Source organism: Exiguobacterium sp. E17S (genome assembly GCF_057772545.1).
Window position 1 is genome coordinate 1 of record NZ_JBYLRU010000002.1, and the last position, 19607, is coordinate 19607.

A 19607-nucleotide genomic window follows, 5' to 3' on the forward strand; every position below is an offset into this window, starting at 1 on the left:
GATCGTCTGGTGACGATAGCCAAGTGGTCACACCCGTTCCCATGCCGAACACGGAAGTTAAGCACTTGAACGCCGAAAGTAGTTGGGGGCTTCCCCCTGTGAGGATAGGACGTTGCCAGGCATTTAATTTATTCCGCAATAGCTCAGTGGTAGAGCAACCGGCTGTTAACCGGTAGGTCGTAGGTTCAAATCCTACTTGCGGAGCCAATGGCCCGTTGGTCAAGCGGTTAAGACACCGCCCTTTCACGGCGGTAACACGGGTTCGAATCCCGTACGGGTCACCATTATACTTTTTGTGCCGGTGTAGCTCAGCTGGTAGAGCAACTGACTTGTAATCAGTAGGTCGCGGGTTCGACTCCTGTTGCCGGCACTGTTTTTTCTCAATTGTATAAGTTTCCTAGACAAACTGGGGGGGTAGCGAAGTGGCTAAACGCGGCGGACTGTAAATCCGCTCCCTCGGGTTCGGCGGTTCGAATCCGCCCCCCCCCACCATGTCGAGCCATTAGCTCAGTTGGTAGAGCATCTGACTTTTAATCAGAGGGTCGCAGGTTCGAATCCTGCATGGCTCATTTCTTGCGGAAGTAGTTCAGTGGTAGAATACGACCTTGCCAAGGTCGGGGTCGCGGGTTCGAATCCCGTCTTCCGCTTTTTCTTTTGGGGCCTTAGCTCAGCTGGGAGAGCGCCTGCCTTGCACGCAGGAGGTCAGCGGTTCGATCCCGCTAGGCTCCACCAATTTTATTTAAAGATCTTAAGCGAGTTTCGTTCGTCTTAAGTTTTTTTTATATGAAATGCCAAGCATAACCAGAGTACGTACGCAAGAACACCGTGATTCCCTTCACGGTGTTTTTTTGTATATTCATGCGTTTTTTTGTTGAGTTGAACCACTTGTTTGTTACCGCTTACAATATATGTAGAAGTGACTATGACATAGGGGGAATATCGTATGAACATCGCGTATATCAGCGTACCGTACCGTTATGGACAAGGAAAGCCAGGCACTGAACACGGACCTGCTGCTGTCGAAAAAGCGGGTCTACTCGCGACACTCGAAGCACGGGGACAAGAAGCAGTACGCTACGGGGAAGCGGCTGTTTTATCCGAGGATGCGGTCCGAGAAGAAGATCCGAAGCTGAAACGTCTTGAAGGCGTCGTCCATACGACGAATGACTTGCATCTAATTGTACGTGATGCGTTATCGGAGCAACGTTTTCCGTTATTAGTCGGTGGTGATCACAGCATGGCGATCGGAACGATTGCAGGATTACGCCAGACTGTACCACGTCTTGGCGTCATCTGGTTCGATGCACACGGTGATTTGAATACACCGGAAACATCACCGTCTGGAAACATCCACGGTATGCCGCTCGCTGTAGCCCTTGGGGAAGGACATCAGCGTTTAACGGAAGTCGGAGGAACAGATGTCAAGCTGCAACCGGAACATCTCGTCTTCGTCGGATTACGTGACGTTGATCCAGGCGAACAAGAGCTGATTGATCGTCTTGGTATTCGTGTCTATGATATGGAAGCGATCCGAACTCGGGGAATGGACGCGATCATGGAAGAAGCGATTGCCTATTTGAAGGAAACGACGGATGCGTTCTATCTTAGCTTTGATATGGATGGTCTCGATCCATCACTCGTCGTTGGTACAGGAACACGTGTCGCCGATGGCATTTTCTTAGACGACGCGAAGACGGTGCTCCAGCATTGCGCAACGGCAGAAGACTTCATTGCAGCTGAATTCGTTGAAGTGAATCCGTTGCTTGAAGAAGGAAATGGAACAGCAGAACTTGCGAATGAACTGATCGGAGATCTACTTTTGGCAATGGAAACACATCGCTTAGTAAAATAATGGATAGAACTTGAACTCTTTTCATCGGGGTTCAAGTTTTTTTGTTACAATTTAAAAGGAGATGAAACATTTATCGGTCGACTTCGTATAAGAGATTGACCGCATAGAGCGGGGGGTATTCAAAGTGGAAGAAACGACACTACGCTTAATTGAGCGAGTGAAACAGGGAGACCGTGATGCATTCGCGGCACTTGTTGATCTATATAAGGAAGGTGCCTTTCTTGTGGCTTTCCGCGTCTTGCGCGATCGAATGGAAGCGGAGGATGCGACACAGGAAGCCTTCATCCGTGTATTTACGAAGATTGATTCGTATAATGCACAATGGAAGTTCCGGACTTGGTTGTACCGAATCGTCACGAACGTATCGATTGACCGATTACGGAAAAAGAAACCTGACTATTCTCTTGATGCTGAGATGTCAGGTACTGAAGGACTGACATTGTATTCACAACTCGAGAGCAAGGACACCTTGCCGGAGGACCAAGTGGTCGATAACGAGCAACGAAACGAAGTCGGGGACGCGATTGCAGCTTTACCAGAAAAATACCGTGTCCCACTCGTCCTGAAATATGTAGAGGATCTTTCGCTAAAGGAAATCAGTGAAATGATCGAATTACCCGTCGCTACTGTCAAAACTAGAATTCATCGTGGACGAGAAGCGCTGAAGAAGCATTTTGCTAAACGATGAGAAGGAGGAACTCACCATGTCAAGAGAGCATGTACATGAACGGATCCAGGATTATTTAGACCAAAACCAACCACCTGAGGAATTCGAGCGATTAGAAGCAGAGTTACGAGAAGTAGACGCGATGGACGAGTTCGAAGAGTATCGGCTCCTTGATGCTCGACTGCGTCAACTTCCAGCGCCTAAATTATCGGCAGATTTTACATCCCGCGTGCTGGCACAATTGCCTGAACAGGTGGAGACGCCAAGCGCTGCTTTGCTACACCAACCGCAACCGTCTCGTTTTGGAGGGAAGATGAAGCAGTACCCATTGCTCGCGGCAGCGGCTGTTTTCTTACTCTTGTCGGTCGGTAGCCTAGGTGGTTATATGGCACAAGAAGAACATGACTTATCCTATACGAATGCACCAGGCATCGTCGCTCAAAATGGCGAGGTCGTCGTCCCGAAAGGCGTCACGGTCGATCAAGATCTATATGTCGAAGGTGGGAACGTCCGAATCGAAGGGAAAGTCAATGGCGATGTCATGACCGTTGACGGGAAAGCTTACACGGCGAGTGCTGGTAGCGTGACCGGAGAAATCAAGGAAATTGATCAATTATTCGAACGCGTTTGGTACGGAATCAAGCGTCTATTTCAATAATCAGCTGGGACGAGTCGAACTCGTCCCTTTGTGCTATAATGGAAACTGTTTAAATCAGATGAGTTAGGGGGCACGGTTGGTGAATTACTTCAGCTGGCAACCACTTCAATTTCAATTGTTGAAACTGGGAGAAAACGTACATTGGTACGATTATATTAATGACGTGATTGATATTGCGGTCGTGACGTTCGTCATTTACCGTCTCATGATCATTGTCAAAGGAACAAAAGCAGTCCAGCTCATTAAAGGGATCTCGGTCATTTTGATCAGTTGGTTCTTGAGTGGCTTTTTTGGACTCAAAACATTGCAATTCTTATTGAATCAAATCATCACCTACGGGTTACTGGGGATCATCATCATCTTCCAACCTGAACTCCGACGTGGACTGGAACACTTAGGACGAACGAGTAAATTCTTCTCACGTAGTGCCATCAGTGATGAAGATGAACAAGTTCGAATCGTCGATGCACTCGTATCGTCTGCTCAGTACATGTCAAAACGGCGTATCGGAGCACTCGTGACGATTGAACGCGAGACAGGACTGAGTGAATACGTGGAGACGGGCATTCCGCTCGGTTCACAAATCACGAGTCAGTTGTTGATCAACTTGTTCATTCCGAATACACCCTTACATGATGGTGCCGTCATCGTCCAGCAAGGCAAGTTAGCAGCAGCCGCTTGTTACTTACCGCTGTCTGAGAGTGCACATATCTCAAAAGAGCTTGGAACACGTCACCGCGCTGCCATCGGTGTCAGTGAGGTGACGGATAGCGTCACGCTCGTCGTCTCGGAAGAAACGGGTGGTGTCTCACTCGCCATCAATGGACGTCTGTACCGGGAACTCGACGAAGAATCCTTACGGACGAAGTTACTTGAGACGATCGTCAAGGCCGAACCGACGAATACTTCCTTCTTGAACTGGATGGGGGCGAAAAAATAATGTTCGAAAAGTGGTTCAATGAACGCTGGTTTTTACGCATCGTTGCCGTCGCCTTAGCCGTCATGTTGTATTTGATGGTCGCAGGTTCGAATACGACGGGAAAAAGTGATGCTGCTAGTCTATTACCGATCGCAGGACAAGGTTCGACGAAATTTGACGTTCCGGTCACGGTCCAGTATGATGAATCGCAGTGGGTCGCCTATAATATTCCAGATAGTATGGAAGTGACCGTCAAAGGGCCGTCGAGTAGCTTGACGATGCTCCGGCTCGTCCAAGATTTTGGATTATCGATTGATTTGAAAGGACTCGACCCTGGCTATCATCGTGTCCGTGTCACAGCAACTGGCTTCGGAAAAGATGTCGAGGTGACACCAAAACAGGAGACGATCGAAGTTTTCCTCGATAAGAAGATTACAAAGGAAGTACCGGTACAAGTCGCCTTACTCAATAAAAACAAAATCGCTGAAGGATATGTCGCTGGGGAAGCGCAGCCGAACCAACAAACTGTTGAAGTCACGGGAGGCGCAGAGAAGTTACAGGCGATTTCAGCGATCCAAGTACCGATCGATGTGACCGGTCGGGCAGAGACGTTCAAAGAGACGTTCAATGCTAAAGCGACTGACACGAACGGGAATACGATCAGTGCATCTTATCAACCGGAACAATTAGAAATCACAGTACCGATCTATAAGGAAAGTAAGACGGTACCGATTAATGTGAAGACAAAAGACAACGTTAAAAAAGGGTATACCGTCGTCAAAATCGTTCCCGTCACGACGGAAGCTCGTCTATATGGAACAAAAGAAGAATTAGAGCGTATCGGTTCTGTTGATACGGAAGCGGTCTCGCTCAAAGGATTGACGAAGACGACGGAAAAAACCGTCAAACTCGTTGAACCGGAAAACGCGACAGCGATGGATCCGACACAGGTCACTGTCAATATCGTCGTCGAAAAAGAAAATGCCAATTCGACGACAGAAACCGTCGAGGATCGAGCGGAGAAAACGATTCCGGGTGTGACGGTCACGTTGAATGGATTCGATGAATCAAAGTATACGATTGATTACAATCAAACGATTGATGTCGTCGTCCGCGGGAAAGAATCTGATTTAGCATCGATTGATGCGACGGATATCAAAGCGGTCATCGACGTGACAGGATTAAAAGAAGGAACGCATGGATTGCCGATCTCGTATCAGACATCAAAAGCCTTTGATGTCCTGCGTCCGGATAATATGGATGTCACATTAAAAGCGATTCCCCGGACATCGATTCTGACCAATTAAAACAAATTAGTGAAATGAGGAAATAACACATGGGTAAGTATTTTGGAACTGACGGCGTACGCGGCGTCGCAAACGTAGAATTGACACCGGAACTTGCGTATCGCCTCGGTCGAACAGGTGGTTACGTGTTGACGAAACACGAAAGCACACGACCAAAAGTCTTGATTGGACGCGATACACGTGTATCTGGTCAAATGCTTGAGAATGCACTCATCGCGGGTCTGTTATCAATCGGTGCAGAAGTCATGCGTCTTGGTGTCATCTCGACACCAGGTGTCGCATACCTGACAAAAACGATGGATGCGACAGCCGGAGTCATGATCTCTGCATCGCACAATCCAGTGGAAGATAACGGGATCAAGTTCTTCGGTTCAGACGGCTTTAAGCTCGATGACGCAACAGAACTTGAAATCGAAGCATTGCTCGATGAAGCAGAAGATACATTGCCACGTCCAGCCGGAAAAGAACTCGGCTTCGTTCATGATTACTATGAAGGGGCTCAGAAATATCTCCACATGCTTCGTCAGACATCGGATGAAGATTTCTCAGGTATCCATGTCGCGATCGACGGTGCACACGGGGCGACGTCAAGCCTTGCGCCACGTCTATTTGGTGACTTGGAAGCAGAAGTATCCACGATCGGTACAACTCCGAACGGACTCAACATCAATGATGGTGTTGGTTCGACACACCCTGAACATCTCGCTGCCTTCGTTAAGGAAAAAGGCGCAGATGTTGGTTTATCGTTTGATGGAGACGGCGACCGCTTGATCGCAGTCGATGAGAACGGTGATATCGTCGATGGCGATAAAATCATGTTCATCTGCGGGAAATACTTGAACGAACTCGGTCGTCTGAAAGACAACACGATCGTTGCGACGGTCATGAGTAACCTCGGTTTCCATAAAACCGTCGAAGAAAACGGGATGACGGCGCTTCAGACAGCGGTCGGTGACCGTTATGTCGTCGAAGAGATGCGTAAGAACGACTATACACTCGGTGGCGAACAGTCGGGTCATATCATCTTCATGGATTACTCAACGACAGGGGACGGCATGTTGTCGGGCGTCCAGTTGTTGCAAATCATGAAAGCGACAGGGAAGAAGTTATCGGAACTCGCAGCTGAGATGCCGATCTTCCCACAACGTCTCGTAAACATCCGTGTTTCAGACAAAAATGGCGCAATGAGCGGTCCTGCCGTGCAAGCGATCATTGCTGAAGTCGAAGCAGAGATGGCGGGGAACGGACGGATCCTCGTTCGTGCGTCAGGAACAGAACCACTCGTTCGTGTCATGGCAGAAGCTCCGACACAAGAAGCATGTGATGCATACGTCGAGCGGATCGCGAACGTCGTTCGTGAGAACTATGCGTTACAAGAAAACTAAGCAGCCTGAAGCAGAGCGATTGCTCTGCTTCTTTTTTACAATTATTTTAGAAAAACAGATTGAGATTTTTACAAAATATAGGGATTATACGTATTGATTAGAAAAATATCGGGAATAGTTACAAATACGTTACCTTTCTTGCTTTTTCAGATTAAAGTTCGTATGATGGTGAAGTCGGACAGAAACGGGGTCAGACGGAAACAAGAAGCGCCAGGGCTTTCTTCGTAGGATGAAAGCTGACGAGGTGGAGGTTTATCGAATCATTCGGCGGATGCCTCCCGGTACCAGATCCATACCGTAAATCGTTCTGAAATCGTTCAAGTGATTGGACGGACAAACAGACCGATCGGGATCCTCTCAACAAGAGCCGTTTCCTCTTTAGGGAAATACTTGTAAATGGAGAGATGTAACATGTGCGGAATCGTAGGTATGATCGGACAGGTCAACACGAAGGAAATTTTATTAAAAGGTCTCGAGAAGCTCGAGTACCGCGGCTATGACTCGGCAGGTCTTGCGTTCGTCAACGACGGCGTCCAAGTCCATAAAGAAGTAGGCCGGATTGCTGCGCTACGCGAAGTCGTTCCTGCTGATGCAGACGGCACAGTCGGAATCGGACACACACGCTGGGCAACACACGGTGTCCCAAGCGTACCAAACGCGCACCCGCACCAAAGTGCGTCAGCACGTTTCACACTCGTGCACAACGGCGTCATTGAAAACGATGAGCAGCTAAAAGCAGAATTGAATGTCGATCTCCTCAGCGACACGGATACAGAAGTCATCGTTCAGATGATCGAAAAGAACTTCAACGAGACAGGTGACGTTGCGGAAGCATTCCGTCAAACACTCCGTGTCTTGCACGGTTCGTATGCCCTCGCATTGATCGATGCTGAAAATCCAGACGTCTTATACGTCGCAAAAAACAAATCACCACTTCTCGTTGGTCTCGGTGACGGTACGTTCAACGTCGTCGCGTCAGACGCAATGGCAATGTTACAAGTAACGGATCAATTCATCGAGTTGCATGATGGCGAGATGATCATCTTGACGCGTGATAGCGTCACGATCCAAGATCTCGATGGGAACGTCCAAGAGCGTGAAGCGTACACGGCTGAAATCGATGCATCAGACATCGAAAAAGGAACGTACGCGCACTACATGCTCAAAGAGATGGATGAGCAACCAGCGGTCATTCGTAACATCGTTCAAAAATATCAAAACGAAGCAGGCGACATCACACTCGACCAATCGGTCCGTGATCTCGTACTCGGTCGTGACCGTGTCTATATCATCGGTTGTGGAACAAGCTACCATGCTGGTTTGATCGGAAAACAGTTGATCGAACAAATCGCAGGCATCCCGACAGAAGTTCACATCTCTTCTGAGTTCGGATACAACATGCCATTATTGACAGAGAAACCGCTCTTCCTCTTCCTTTCACAATCAGGTGAAACAGCGGATAGCCGTGCCGTTCTCGTCGAAGCGAAGAAACTCGGTCACCCGGCACTGACGATCACGAACGTTCCAGGATCAACATTGTCACGTGAAGCAAACGCAACATTGTTGCTCCACGCAGGTCCAGAAATCGCTGTTGCTTCAACAAAAGCGTATACAGCTCAAATCGCTGTTCTTGCTGTCCTTGCGTTTGACCTCGCTCAAGCGAAAGGGGTTGCCGTCAACTTCGATCTCATGAAGGAACTCGGTAAAATCTCAAGTGCGATGGAATCAGTCATGTCTCAAAAGGATCGTTTCCAAGAAATCGCGACAGAATACTTGTCTGAGTCACGTAACGCGTTCTTCATCGGTCGTGGACAAGATGCGTACGTCGGGATGGAAGGCGCATTGAAACTCAAAGAGATCTCGTATATCCAAGCAGAAGGATACGCGGGTGGAGAGCTCAAGCACGGTCCGATCGCCTTGATCGAAGACAACACACCGGTTATCGCGCTCGTGACACAACCACACGTTCACCTCAACAACCGTGGGAACGTCAAGGAAGTCGTCGCACGTGGGGCAAACGCGTGTGTCATCGCAGCAGAAGGTCTTGAATTGCCGACGGATGCATTCGTCATCCCAGCAGTCGAGCCACTCTTGTCACCGCTCTTGTCTGTCTTGCCACTTCAATTGATCTCATACTACGCGGCACTCGGTCGCGACTGTGACGTCGATAAGCCACGTAACTTGGCGAAGTCGGTAACGGTTGAATAAGGAAACAAATCGACTCCAAATGACAGGCGTGTAAGCGTCTGCTGTTTGGAGTTTTTTATATTAGGAGGAGAACGAGATGAACCGCTGGATCACCGCATTTCCTAAACGATATGAACAGGACGTTCGGGTCGTTAAAGCGTGTTTACCATTTGCATGGACACGCTTATCACCAGGAACAATCAAAGTGAAAGTAGAGCAGGAACACATACAGATTCCGATGCGTTTATACGTGTCAGAAATCGACTCGGAGCGGATCAAGGAACTGACGTCGACACAACAGACGATGTTATATTGTCTCTACACCCGTCACCATGATGGTCATGTTCGTGAGCGTTATCTTCAGCAGTTACTTAAAAACCATCCACACGACGGATGGGTCCTCGCCTATATCATCGAACTTGCTAGTGAGTACGTCCGTGAAATCGTCGACATCATCGTACCCGCAATCGAGCAATGGGATCCGGAAGTGAAGCGGCGGTTCGTCGAGGATGATCCGGCATACATGAAGCGAATCGAAGACCGGATGATCAGTTACTGGAATGCTTATTATCGGTCAAGTGGCGAACGACGATCCGAAGCGGACTACCCAGGCTTTCGGATTATAAAATCGTTACGGGAGGATGTTTCGGTAGAGGAAGTGTGAAGAGATGAAAAGGAGGGGCGCACTTGATTACGAAATCAAAGGATCTGTACTTAGAAGGACCCGGACCTGCTGTTTTGTTGTTACATAGTTTTACTGGAAGTGCGAATGAGATGCGGGGTCTCGCTCGTTTTTTACATGCAGCCGGCTATACCTGTTACGCTCTCAATTACGCCGGGCACGGGGAATCGCCGGAGCGCTTGTTTGAGACGACAATCGAAGACGTCTGGCAATCCGCGCAAGCCGGACTCGCGTTTTTACGTGATCAAGGGTACAACGACATCTTTTTGATCGGACAATCACTCGGTGGAGTGATGGCACTTCGATTGGCAGAACAGTCAGGATGTGCCGGACTCGTCTTACTCTCAACGCCGATTCTTGAGCGGACGATTGCGGGACTCGAGCACCGCGTCCGTCGCTATACAGAACGGTATTTTCAGTTTGACGATCGTTCACCAGAGTGGATCGTAGACTTTGTCGACCGTCATTTTCCACGACCGGAGAAAGACTTACGGGCACTGCAACAGTTCATCCTCGACACGGGAGTCGTCTTGCCAAAGATCACGCAACCCATCGCATTGTTCCTTGGTGCCTTAGATGATGCCGTCTATCATGCGAGTCTCGAGCGAATCGAAACGACAGTGCCGAGCCGAGATCAGAAAAAGGTCCTTCTTCCGAACAGTAAACATCTACTGACACTCGATCGGGATAAACAACGTTTGTTCGAAGAAATCCTTAACTTCTTGAAGACGCATCCGGTAGATTCCTTGAAACCATCAGCTGCTGTGCAGTAGGCTAGATAAGTAAGCTAGACGTGAAAGGGGAAGGGATCATGCGAATTTTAGTAGTAGGAGCAAGCGGAACGATTGGGCAGGCAGTCGTCGAACGGTTGAGTGGGCGACATGACATCATTCGTGCCGGGCGAAGTGGAGCGGATATACAAGTCGATATTACGTCAGAGGCAAGTATTCGAGCGATGTATGAAACAGTCGGTTCTGTTGATGCCGTCATCAGTGCCACAGGTGGCGCTCATTTTGGTCCATTGACGGACTTAACACCGGAGCTTAATCAAATCGGAATCGACAGTAAACTAAAAGGTCAGATCAATCTCGTCCTACTTGGTTTAGGGTCAGTACGAGACGGGGGAAGCTTTACGCTGACGACTGGCATCATGATGGATGATCCGATTCGCCAAGGCGCATCTGCTGCGCTTGCGAACGGTGGAGTCAAAGCGTTCGTTCATGCAGCAGCGATCGAGATGCCACGAGGCATTCGAATCAATAGCGTCAGTCCGAACGTACTGATCGAGTCGCTCGAGAAGTACGGACCCTTCTTCCGTGGTTTTGAAGCCGTTCCGGCGTCACGTGTCGCGACGGCGTTCGAAAAGAGTGTCGAAGGGGCACAGACGGGGCAAAATTACGAAGTCTATTAACTAAAAAAGCAGGTAGCGAAAATCGCTATCTGCTTTTTTAGAATCCGGATATGACATAACGTTCGATTCCGAATAGTAATAGAGTGATCCCGAGACAAATGAGTAAGTTGCGTACGAACCAGCGACCTGTCATCGTCCGGTTCATGATCAGTTTCTCCAGTGTCAGATTGACGAGAAGCACACATAAGAAGATGACGCCAAACCAAATCATCCAGACACATCCTTTCCTTCTTCTTAACGAATCCAACAGCTAAAAAGTTTCGCGTCTGTCAGGAGCAGGAAATCATTCAGATGAACGGGAAGGAAACAAGCAGTCGATTTTACAAGGAGGAACATGACGATGAAACAAGCGGTGCTAGTGATTGATTTTCAACAGGAACTCGTTGACGGGAACACGGAAGAACGTCCGGTATACTTAAAAGAACAAGTCGCGCATGTCATCGAAGCGATCGTACTCGAAGCAGACGATCGGAACATCCCGGTCGTTTTCATTCGGGATCTGGACGTCGCTGGCGGAACAGGACCCGGGTTTGCAGTCCATGACTCGATTCCCGTTCCAGCGTCCAGTGTCACGTTCGATAAAGCGGCGACGAATGCGTTTCATGGCACCCCCTTGCTCGATCATCTACAGCAAGCATCGATTGAACATCTGATCGTCTTAGGCTGTAAGACGGAACACTGCATCGATACCGCGGTGCGCAGTGCGACGGTGCACGGCTTTGATGTCACACTCGTCGCCGACGGGCATACGACGAACGGCTCCGATGTCCTGACGCCGGAGCAAATGATCGCCCACCACAATCAAGTCTTGCACGGTCATTATAACGTCGAGCACTTTGCGATTGTTCGTCCGTCGACGGAAGATGTCTTCACCCCAACCCACAATGATTACCGGACATGAAGAGGAGAATAAGATGATTGAATTACAAAAAATAACAGCGCCCGATTACGAACGCTACGCAACGCTCGTCCAAGACGAACGTGTCATGCGTTACATCACGGAACAGGCATTAACAGATGCGGAAACGAAACAGCGCTTTGACCGAATCCTTGAACAACAGCAGCACGACCGACTCGGATCGTATTTGATTTATGCCGAAGAGACATGGATTGGAATCGGACGCATGACTCGGAGTCAAACGCAACCGTTCGAAGCAGAGCTCGGTTACATGCTGCTACCCGATCAGTGGGGACGCGGATACGGCACAGCGATTGCAGAGCGTCTCTTACAGTTAGCGATAGAAGAAGAGCTACAGGTCGTCACGGCAACGATTGATCCAGCGCATGAAGCATCGCGCCGTATTTTGATCGGATTAGGTTTTGAATCGACCTATGTTGGACCGATTGACGGTCTACCAGGTGAAACGCTACAGAAAATAGTGGGGACGACGGAATGACACGAGACGAATGGATTGAACATTTTCAACTCGACGTCGCAGCATGCGCGACCGTCGACGAATCGTATAGTTCTGAAGTCGATCGTCTCGTCCTAACGGATGGTCAGGTTGTTTTCTTAAAGCGCCCGTATACGGCTGAAAAGTGGTACCGGGAGCGTGGCTGGATTCGTGTACTAGAAGGGTTTGTACCCGTGCCGTACATCTTAGCTGAAGCAGCTCCCGGGCAGACGACAGGGGCGTTCGTCCTTGCTGCCTTACCGGGACAGGCACCAGTCACGATGACTAAAAAATTGGCGTACGAAATTGGTCGAACGCTCGCAATGCTGCATACGTGCATAGGAAAAGCCTATGGCGAGTATACGGAAGATGGATTTTATGCCTATCCGGTTCAGGACTGGCGACGCTTCCGGAATGAAAAACTCAAGGGGTTCATGCCGTTCATCACATCCGAACTTGATCCCGTTTTTTTAGAGAACATCCAAACAGAGTTAGTCAGACGAGAACAGTCGTTACCGGAGCCTTCATGTCCCGTTGCCACACATTGTGACTTCCGCCTAGCAAATTTACTGACGGTAGGTGATCAAGTCACAGGGGTGATCGATTTCGAGACGACCCGCTACGGGGCCGTCGAGATGGACTTCACGAAGATCGTCCGTAATCTCAATACGTTCGGTTCCGCTTACGTCACGGCATTTCAAGAAGGATACGCGACGTTACACCCAGACGTACCAATCGAGACGTATCTAGCATACTATCGTTTGTGGGAAGCACTCACGGCCGTCGGGTGGTGCATCAAACGTGGACTAGGAGAGCACCGGGTGTTCTTTGAGGAGAACATCATGCTCATCGAGCAGGAATTACAGATGACGAGCATATCGGACGGGTATTGATTCACCCATGTCTTGGAAGAAACCTCTATACTTAGGGAAATGAGGAATATGAGGGGGAAGCGAGATGACAGGGAAACGAATCGGAATCATCGGTGGTGGACTCGCCGGAATCTTTGCGGCACGTCAATTGCAGGCAGCAGGACATGCTGTTGAAATCATCGAAAAAAGCCAGAGCGTCGGGGGGCGAATGGCAACTCGTCGGATTGATCAAGGAACAGCGGATCATGGTGCCGTCTTCTTCACGGTGCGGACGGAAGAGTTGGAACGCGAAGTCGACGAATGGCTTGAGAAGGGATGGGTTCGTAAGTGGTTCGGAACGGATTTTCCACGCTATGTCGCAACGAATGGTATGAATCAACTCGTACAAGCGATTGGTCGAGGGATTCCCGTCCAGTTGAATGAACAGGTCACGCATATTACGGCAACAGAGGACGAACTCGTCACACAAGCTACGGATCATCAAGGTACGTATGATGCGTTACTCGTGACGGCGCCTGTGCCGCAAGCATATGAACTGTTGCAGTCTTCTGATCTGGCGCTTGGAGATGACGATCATGAGCAGTTACGCCAAGTGACGTTCGAGCCGACATTCGTGGGTCTGTTTGAAATCAAAGAGCGACTGACGATCGGGGAAGTCGGCCTACAAGACGAACAACTCGTCGATGGGATGTTAAAACTCGTCAATAATGCCGAGAAGCAGATTTCGAAGACGACACTCTTGAGCGTCTATATGACAGCTCGCTTCAGTGAAGACTGGTACGAGCGTCCGGAAGAAGAGACACTCGCTGAAGTCGAGCGGCTGTTACAACAGCAACTCGGACCGGTGACGATTGTTTCGCGTCAGCTCAAACGTTGGCGTTACGCTCAGGCACGTGCGGTTTACCGGACACCGCATTTGAAACTAGCGGCACATCCGCTTTGGCTTGCCGGGGATGCGTTCCTTGAAGCCGATGATGCGTCAGGGCGGACGCGCGTCGAGAGTGCTGTCATCTCCGGATTACGCGTCGCAGAGGCGATTGATACCCACTTACGTCAGACGGTGACAGCGACGGAATGAACGACAACATGCACTTCTTTTCTGAATCGAGAAGAAGCGCATGTTTTTTTGTTACTCACGATCATCCCCCTGGAAGTGTTGCTCACTCCAAGCTGCCATTTGGTCAAGAATCGGTAAAAAACTATGTCCGGCATCCGTCAGGGAATATTCAACGCGAGGAGGAACTTCGCCAAAGACGTGTCGTTGAATCAAACCGTCCGCCTCGAGCTCGCGAAGCTGACGCGTTAATGTTCCTTTAGAGATGCCTGTTAATTGTTGCAGTTCATGAAAACGATGCGTCCCGTGTGTCAGGTGCCAGAGCAAGATGATCTTCCATTTGCCAGCGACCATCTGTTGGACCCGAGTGACTGGACAAACCGTCCGTTGATTAGTTGTTGAATCGAATACAGCCACGTTCATCCTCTCCCATTGGTTCGTTTTGAGGGACCTAGTTTCAGATAAGTGCCTACTTTTTTTAGTGTATCACCTGGCGTATCATGAAGAACAACATCAAACTTCAAAGGAGTGGTTTCATCATGAAATGGTTAATTACAGGAGCAACCGGAAAATTAGGTGCACGGATCGTGCAACATCTCAGTGAACAAGTCGGCATCGAACATGTAGCGGTTAGTGTCCGTGACGTTGAAAAAGCGGCAACCCTTACGGCGCAAGGAATCGATGTCCGGCATGGTGATTTTGATCAGCCGGAAACACTCGGACACGCGTTTCAAGGCATCGATCGTCTGCTGATCATCTCGACGGACGGTGAAGAAGCAACACGGATCCGGCAACATCAAGCCGCTGTCACGGCAGCACAAGCGGCAGGCGTCAAGCTGATCGGCTATACGAGTATCGCCAATGCGGCACACAGTACGAACGGACTTGCGCGAACACATCGGGTCACAGAAGAAGCGATTCAAGCGACAGGTATCCCGTATGTCTTTTTCCGCAACAACTGGTATCTCGAAAATGAACTCGGAACGATTGATGCCGTTTCACAAGGCGCAGATTGGTTAACGGCTGCAGGTGAAGGCAAAGTCGGATGGGCGTTACAAGATGAGTATGCGTTGGCGATTGCGACGGGGCTGACGCTTGAGCATCCAAAAGCGATCTATGAACTATCGGGACCGTTGCATACACAAGCAGAACTTGCGACTGCAGTCGGAACAGTGCTTAACCGACCGGTCGCTTTAGATGAAGTAGATGGCGCGACCTATGGCGAACGGATGCAAGCAGCTGGCTTACCTGACTTCTTGATTCCAATGTTAACTGGTATCCAGGCAGATATCGCAGCAGGGACCCTTGCAGTGGAAAGTACTGATTTTGAAGAATTACTCGGTCGTCCTGTGACGACGCTAGAAGAGGGAGTCCGTCTCCTTTTGAAAAGATAAGTTCATCTGAACGTTTTCAGGATGAACGAGTAGGGTAAACCCCTTTTAGAAGCAATTAAAGGAGGAGCCCTACCATGAAACTGTCATCCTATCGTGTTAAGGAAGGCGAGCAAGTCTCGTTTTCGAATTACCCGACATCAGAAAAACATGAGATTTCGGAAGCGGAATTGCGAGAGAAGCGGATTCCCACAAGTGTCGAGACGTTACAAGAGTTACACTGGCGTTTGCATGCTGAAGAAAAGAACGGCGTCCTCGTCATCCTGCAAGCGATTGATGCAGCGGGGAAGGATGAGGCGATCAGCTACATCTTTTCCAACTTGAACGCACAAGGACTTCGGACGATTTCCGTTAAAAAACCGTCGGATACGGAGCAAAAACATGATTATCTATGGCGGATCCACGAAGGACTACCGGAAAAAGGGGAAGTCGGCATCTTGAACCGTTCCTATTATGAGGAAGTCATTGCGCCACGAATCCATGATTTGCTCGAAGAGGAAGAAAAGCCGGATGACGGAGATGTGTGGCAGATGCGCTATCGCCAAATCAATGACTTTGAACGCTATCTCGTCGAGAACGGCTTCCGGGTCGTCAAGTTTTTATTCCATGTCTCAAAAGAGGAGCAACGGCAACGATTGTTGACTCGTCTGAAGGATCCAAAGAAAAACTTCGAATTCTCGTTCAGTGATATTGAAGAACGCAAGCACTGGGACGAATACCATGAGATTTTTGCTGAGCTTGTCTCGGCGACATCGACATCGTATGCACCGTGGTACATCTTGCCGGCAGATGACGAATGGTATTCTCGCTATATCGTCACTGAAGTCATGAATGACGTTCTGAAAGAAATTGATCCGCAATATCCGAAGTTGTCGGAAGAGGATCAGGAACAACTAGATGAAGCGATTAAACGATTGGAAAACGAATGAACAAAAATGCCACCGATGAATGTCATCGGTGGCATTTTTGAGTTAGAGTCCAGGTAAGATCCCTGTGAATAGACTTAAGAGGAAGACCGTAGCGAGCGCTGTTAAACCAGCGATAAAGCCACCTCCGGTCCAAGCAAGGAGTGTTTGAGGAATCGTCAATTTACCAAACCGGTTGACGACCCAAAAACCTGAATCGTTGGGTAAGGAGAGTCCAATCCCACCAGCACAAATCGCTAGACCAAGAAGAATCGGAGACACACCTAATTCTCCGACCATCGGACCGAGAATACTCGATGTCGTAACGAGGGCGACCGTCGCTGATCCAAGTGACGCCCGGAGGATCTGTGAAAAGATGAATGCCAGCAAAAGAACCGGGATGCTCCAGTTTTGCATCGTCGTAATGAGGTGATCCCCGATGCCACTATTATTGATGACGGCTCCAAAGGCACCGCCGGCTCCGGTAATCAAGATGATGATTCCGGCTGAACTGATTGCTTCCGAGTATAAGCGTGCATTTGGGATTGCGATGTATGGGCGTAATAAGATGACAGCAGCAAAGACACTAATCAATAAGGCAACGTTTTTCTCACCGATGAATCCAAAGAACGTCGCAATCGAAGTTCCGGGAAATAGCAGTTGAGAGACCGTATTCAATAAAATCAAGACGATGGGTAAAGCTAACATGAAGAAGCTAAGTCCTGTGCCGATTTCTTTCTTTGGTAAATCCGCTGGGTCGATCGAGAGTTCTTCGATGTCGCCAGAATGCTTAATTCGTTTTCCGATGAACATACCATATAGGTAACCACCAACGAGGGTAGCTGGAATGGCGACAATGATCCCATACAGAATGAAGAAGCCGAGCTCTGATCCTGTATTTTCTGCGACGACGAGTGGTCCAGGTGTCGGGGCGATCATGTTGTGCGAGACGATCAGACCGACACCGAGTGCCGTAACGAAACTGACGACGGAGATACCTGTTTTAGAAGAGAGCGAACGAATCAATCCACTTAAGATGACGAAAGCTGCATCAAAAAAGACAGGAATGGAAACCGCTGTTCCAGTCAGGGCAAGTCCGGCAGAGGACTTTTTAGGTCCGAACACATTCAAGACAGCTTGGGCAATCTTTTCGACAGCACCCGATGCACCAAGAAATTGACCAAAGATGACACCAAGACCAATCAGGATACCGACACCCGCGAGTGTGTTCCCGAAACCAGTCGTGACGACGGATGCGACTTCTTTGACAGGCATCCCGATGGCTAAAGCCGTCAAGATGGAAATCGCTACAAGTGCCAGAAACGGTTCGATTTTAAGCTTTAGGATGGAAAAGAACAGTAGAGCTAGAGACAGAATAAAAATGACGACCAATAAATTACCCGTAACCATCAAGATCTCTCCTTCATATCATGAATTCCACTGAGGTGATGACTCACTCTTTGTATCCGCTTACATAAATATCAAGTGTGAAGTAACTCTGCGACTTCTTTTAGCGTCGTCTTTGAACCGACATTCCCTGGGAAGATGACGTATGTCAGTCCGGGGAACTTACTTTCGGCTCCTGTTTTCCAAACCGGAATGCCCGGTTTGACTTGACCGGCAACAGTTGCTCGTTTGACTTTCAGACCAGTCGTCCCGATATCACTTGACGTGATTCCACCTTTAGCAATGATGTAGCTTGGACGTACATGCAGACGGCTGACAATGCTCGTCACAGCATCAGAAATTTTAACGGATAGCTTTAATTCATTCTCTTGTTGATTCTCTCCTAGGTCGAGACGTTCTCGTCTCGTATAGACGGCAATTGTCTGTCCAGATGCAATCAATCGTTCCGTCGTCGTGATGATTCGATTAATTTCTTGTTCGAATTGATCAGGAGACAGGACAAGATGGACATCAAACTCAATGAAATGAATGAAGTCACACGTTTTTAATTCGGCTAGTTGCTCTGTCGTTTTTTGGACATGTGATCCAACCATGATCAAACCGCCAGGCGTCGTATCGGACACGAGTTCTTCTCTTGTCAGGAGGGGACGCTGATCGATTCCACCGATGACTTTCGTAAAAGCTGCGGCCGTCCGGAATAAAAATCGTTTTCCTGCATTCATCGCGCGAATCAGAGCAATCGTCGCGACTTTGACATCAAGATAATCTGTCGCATTGATGATGATTTTATTGAAATCTTGAGCGTTCATCAGTTGTGCCACGAGTGCGTCAAGACGGACCTGTCGTAAATCATCCAGTGATAAGGAGATGACGGTGTCAGCTGGGAAAGCCCCACCCGATTTTTCTTCTGCCCATTCCCCAAGGTGCGAAGCGGAATAACCGAACGTCCGGTCCTTTGCGAACTCCGTTTGCCCTGCTGGTACGAGTGTGTCGTCTTCAAGCACATAATGGACATCGTTGATCGTAAAACGACCACCTTCTTGGAAGAATGGCATCAGGATTTCACCGTCAAAGTGACCACTGGACTGTTGTTCGAGGGTTTGGCGTAAGACGTCCGTTTCGAGCGGATAATGTCCACGAAGTGTCGAATCACCACGACTAATTAAAATAAACGGCTGATTTCGTTGATCGGAAACGGCTTGGACGGTAGCCGCGATGTCTTCATGGACTTGTCGTGTTTCTTCACGCGTAAATCCACGAGAATTCGTCAAAATAAAAAACATCGACTGGTCTTCGCTAAATCCGGCCTCGATACTTTCGCTCGTCCAGTCAGTATAGACAGACACGCCATGGACGGTCTGCACACCTGTTGGATCATCGTCGAGGACGATGATTTTATGAGGAAACTGATGTAAGGCTTCAACTAACAATTCATCTACTACTATTGCATTCGGTAGGGATGGTAATTGGTTGAGTGTCGTTTTACTTGGTAATGTCGGGAATGTCGAAATCATCG

General features: G+C 48.9%; 20 protein-coding genes, 7 tRNA genes and 1 rRNA gene. 24 read left to right on the forward strand and 4 right to left on the reverse strand.

The genetic code is table 11. The features are described 5' to 3' along the window. Positions 1-5 precede the first annotated feature (5 nt). The 18 genes from rrf to AC3B4V_RS09275 all read left to right on the forward strand — a co-directional run bounded on the left by rrf (position 6) and on the right by AC3B4V_RS09275 (position 11068). Positions 6-121, forward strand: a 5S ribosomal RNA gene (rrf, locus tag AC3B4V_RS09190). Positions 122-132: 11 nt separating this feature from the next. Further along, positions 133-207, forward strand: a tRNA-Asn gene (locus AC3B4V_RS09195). Between the two features lie 2 nt (positions 208-209). Further along, a tRNA-Glu gene (locus tag AC3B4V_RS09200) sits at positions 210-284 on the forward strand. Positions 285-297: 13 nt separating this feature from the next. Beyond that, positions 298-370 (forward strand) — tRNA-Thr (locus AC3B4V_RS09205). Between the two features lie 38 nt (positions 371-408). Further along, positions 409-492, forward strand: a tRNA-Tyr gene (locus tag AC3B4V_RS09210). A gap of 4 nt (positions 493-496) precedes the next feature. Then, positions 497-569: transfer RNA gene (locus tag AC3B4V_RS09215), tRNA-Lys, on the forward strand. 6 nt (positions 570-575) lie between these two features. Then, positions 576-647, forward strand: a tRNA-Gly gene (locus AC3B4V_RS09220). Between the two features lie 9 nt (positions 648-656). After that, positions 657-732: transfer RNA gene (locus AC3B4V_RS09225), tRNA-Ala, on the forward strand. Positions 733-943: 211 nt separating this feature from the next. Beyond that, positions 944-1852: an arginase gene (gene rocF, locus AC3B4V_RS09230; protein WP_488378232.1), complete on the forward strand. Its 909-nt coding sequence runs from the start codon at positions 944-946 to the stop codon at positions 1850-1852. Positions 1853-1976: 124 nt separating this feature from the next. Beyond that, positions 1977-2540, forward strand: a complete 564-nt coding sequence (sigW, locus tag AC3B4V_RS09235; protein WP_023466660.1) for an RNA polymerase sigma factor SigW — start codon at positions 1977-1979, stop codon at positions 2538-2540. Positions 2541-2556: 16 nt separating this feature from the next. Further along, positions 2557-3177, forward strand: a complete 621-nt coding sequence (locus AC3B4V_RS09240; RefSeq protein WP_023466661.1) for an anti-sigma factor — start codon at positions 2557-2559, stop codon at positions 3175-3177. Between the two features lie 79 nt (positions 3178-3256). Beyond that, on the forward strand, positions 3257-4117 hold the full coding sequence (cdaA, locus tag AC3B4V_RS09245) for a diadenylate cyclase CdaA (RefSeq protein WP_050676886.1): 861 nt from the start codon (positions 3257-3259) through the stop codon (positions 4115-4117). After that, entirely contained in the window at positions 4117-5403 is a 1287-nt protein-coding gene (locus AC3B4V_RS09250) for a CdaR family protein (protein WP_488378233.1), read from the forward strand. The genes cdaA and AC3B4V_RS09250 overlap by 1 nt, the downstream gene beginning before the upstream one ends. 29 nt (positions 5404-5432) lie before the next feature. Next, positions 5433-6788, forward strand: coding sequence for a phosphoglucosamine mutase (gene glmM, locus AC3B4V_RS09255; protein WP_029343107.1), 1356 nt, complete (start codon positions 5433-5435; stop codon positions 6786-6788). A gap of 411 nt (positions 6789-7199) precedes the next feature. Then, the gene (glmS, locus tag AC3B4V_RS09260) at positions 7200-8996 is read left to right on the forward strand and encodes a glutamine--fructose-6-phosphate transaminase (isomerizing) (RefSeq protein ID WP_064300436.1); all 1797 of its coding nucleotides are present in this window, start codon (positions 7200-7202) and stop codon (positions 8994-8996) included. 76 nt (positions 8997-9072) lie between these two features. Next, a complete protein-coding gene (locus AC3B4V_RS09265; protein WP_488378234.1) occupies positions 9073-9639 on the forward strand; it encodes a hypothetical protein in 567 nt (188 codons plus the stop codon). Between the two features lie 23 nt (positions 9640-9662). Further along, positions 9663-10430: an alpha/beta hydrolase gene (locus AC3B4V_RS09270; protein ID WP_488378235.1), complete on the forward strand. Its 768-nt coding sequence runs from the start codon at positions 9663-9665 to the stop codon at positions 10428-10430. Between the two features lie 38 nt (positions 10431-10468). Continuing rightward, positions 10469-11068, forward strand: coding sequence for a short chain dehydrogenase (locus AC3B4V_RS09275; protein WP_488378236.1), 600 nt, complete (start codon positions 10469-10471; stop codon positions 11066-11068). Positions 11069-11105: 37 nt separating this feature from the next. Here AC3B4V_RS09275 and AC3B4V_RS09280 read toward each other — a convergent pair whose 3' ends face one another. Then, positions 11106-11279 carry a hypothetical protein gene (locus AC3B4V_RS09280; RefSeq protein WP_156357224.1) on the reverse strand — a complete coding sequence of 58 codons (174 nt, stop codon included), beginning with the start codon at positions 11277-11279 and terminating at the stop codon, positions 11106-11108. Between the two features lie 129 nt (positions 11280-11408). On the opposite strand from AC3B4V_RS09280, the gene AC3B4V_RS09285 reads away from it, so the two are divergent. The 4 genes from AC3B4V_RS09285 to AC3B4V_RS09300 all read left to right on the forward strand — a co-directional run bounded on the left by AC3B4V_RS09285 (position 11409) and on the right by AC3B4V_RS09300 (position 14412). Then, positions 11409-11969, forward strand: a complete 561-nt coding sequence (locus tag AC3B4V_RS09285; RefSeq protein WP_488378237.1) for an isochorismatase family protein — start codon at positions 11409-11411, stop codon at positions 11967-11969. Between the two features lie 13 nt (positions 11970-11982). Beyond that, entirely contained in the window at positions 11983-12465 is a 483-nt protein-coding gene (locus AC3B4V_RS09290; RefSeq protein ID WP_488378238.1) for a GNAT family N-acetyltransferase, read from the forward strand. After that, positions 12462-13355 carry a phosphotransferase family protein gene (locus AC3B4V_RS09295; RefSeq protein ID WP_488378239.1) on the forward strand — a complete coding sequence of 298 codons (894 nt, stop codon included), beginning with the start codon at positions 12462-12464 and terminating at the stop codon, positions 13353-13355. Before AC3B4V_RS09290 ends, AC3B4V_RS09295 begins: the two co-directional genes overlap by 4 nt. Positions 13356-13419: 64 nt before the next feature. Next, positions 13420-14412 (forward strand): NAD(P)/FAD-dependent oxidoreductase, encoded by a 993-nt coding sequence (locus AC3B4V_RS09300; RefSeq protein WP_035399314.1) that lies wholly within the window; start codon positions 13420-13422, stop codon positions 14410-14412. 51 nt (positions 14413-14463) lie between these two features. On the opposite strand, the gene AC3B4V_RS09305 is transcribed toward AC3B4V_RS09300, so the two are convergent. Next, complete coding sequence (locus AC3B4V_RS09305) at positions 14464-14805, reverse strand: winged helix-turn-helix transcriptional regulator (protein ID WP_488378240.1); 342 nt, start codon at positions 14803-14805, stop codon at positions 14464-14466. 122 nt (positions 14806-14927) lie between these two features. On the opposite strand from AC3B4V_RS09305, the gene AC3B4V_RS09310 reads away from it, so the two are divergent. Beyond that, positions 14928-15782 carry an SDR family oxidoreductase gene (locus tag AC3B4V_RS09310; protein WP_488378241.1) on the forward strand — a complete coding sequence of 285 codons (855 nt, stop codon included), beginning with the start codon at positions 14928-14930 and terminating at the stop codon, positions 15780-15782. Between the two features lie 74 nt (positions 15783-15856). Next, entirely contained in the window at positions 15857-16708 is an 852-nt protein-coding gene (locus AC3B4V_RS09315) for a PPK2 family polyphosphate kinase (protein WP_488378242.1), read from the forward strand. A gap of 42 nt (positions 16709-16750) precedes the next feature. On the opposite strand, the gene AC3B4V_RS09320 is transcribed toward AC3B4V_RS09315, so the two are convergent. Next, positions 16751-18094, reverse strand: a complete 1344-nt coding sequence (locus tag AC3B4V_RS09320; protein WP_064300447.1) for a GntP family permease — start codon at positions 18092-18094, stop codon at positions 16751-16753. 71 nt (positions 18095-18165) lie between these two features. Then, on the reverse strand, positions 18166-19605 hold the full coding sequence (locus AC3B4V_RS09325) for a four-carbon acid sugar kinase family protein (protein WP_488378243.1): 1440 nt from the start codon (positions 19603-19605) through the stop codon (positions 18166-18168). Between the last annotated feature and the right edge of the window lie 2 nt (positions 19606-19607).

Bases quoted from the DNA above. Each gene is read 5' to 3' on its own strand.
- rocF (WP_488378232.1), top strand. From the start codon at position 944: ATGAACATCGCGTATATCAGCGTACCGTACCGTTATGGACAAGGAAAG.
- AC3B4V_RS09240 (WP_023466661.1), top strand. From the start codon at position 2,557: ATGTCAAGAGAGCATGTACATGAACGGATCCAGGATTATTTAGACCAA.
- AC3B4V_RS09250 (WP_488378233.1), top strand. From the start codon at position 4,117: ATGTTCGAAAAGTGGTTCAATGAACGCTGGTTTTTACGCATCGTTGCC.
- glmM (WP_029343107.1), top strand. From the start codon at position 5,433: ATGGGTAAGTATTTTGGAACTGACGGCGTACGCGGCGTCGCAAACGTA.
- glmS (WP_064300436.1), top strand. From the start codon at position 7,200: ATGTGCGGAATCGTAGGTATGATCGGACAGGTCAACACGAAGGAAATT.
- AC3B4V_RS09265 (WP_488378234.1), top strand. From the start codon at position 9,073: ATGAACCGCTGGATCACCGCATTTCCTAAACGATATGAACAGGACGTT.
- AC3B4V_RS09275 (WP_488378236.1), top strand. From the start codon at position 10,469: ATGCGAATTTTAGTAGTAGGAGCAAGCGGAACGATTGGGCAGGCAGTC.
- AC3B4V_RS09280 (WP_156357224.1), bottom strand. From the start codon at position 11,279: ATGATTTGGTTTGGCGTCATCTTCTTATGTGTGCTTCTCGTCAATCTG.
- AC3B4V_RS09285 (WP_488378237.1), top strand. From the start codon at position 11,409: ATGAAACAAGCGGTGCTAGTGATTGATTTTCAACAGGAACTCGTTGAC.
- AC3B4V_RS09290 (WP_488378238.1), top strand. From the start codon at position 11,983: ATGATTGAATTACAAAAAATAACAGCGCCCGATTACGAACGCTACGCA.
- AC3B4V_RS09295 (WP_488378239.1), top strand. From the start codon at position 12,462: ATGACACGAGACGAATGGATTGAACATTTTCAACTCGACGTCGCAGCA.
- AC3B4V_RS09300 (WP_035399314.1), top strand. From the start codon at position 13,420: ATGACAGGGAAACGAATCGGAATCATCGGTGGTGGACTCGCCGGAATC.
- AC3B4V_RS09310 (WP_488378241.1), top strand. From the start codon at position 14,928: ATGAAATGGTTAATTACAGGAGCAACCGGAAAATTAGGTGCACGGATC.
- AC3B4V_RS09315 (WP_488378242.1), top strand. From the start codon at position 15,857: ATGAAACTGTCATCCTATCGTGTTAAGGAAGGCGAGCAAGTCTCGTTT.
- AC3B4V_RS09320 (WP_064300447.1), bottom strand. From the start codon at position 18,094: ATGGTTACGGGTAATTTATTGGTCGTCATTTTTATTCTGTCTCTAGCT.
- AC3B4V_RS09325 (WP_488378243.1), bottom strand. From the start codon at position 19,605: ATGATTTCGACATTCCCGACATTACCAAGTAAAACGACACTCAACCAA.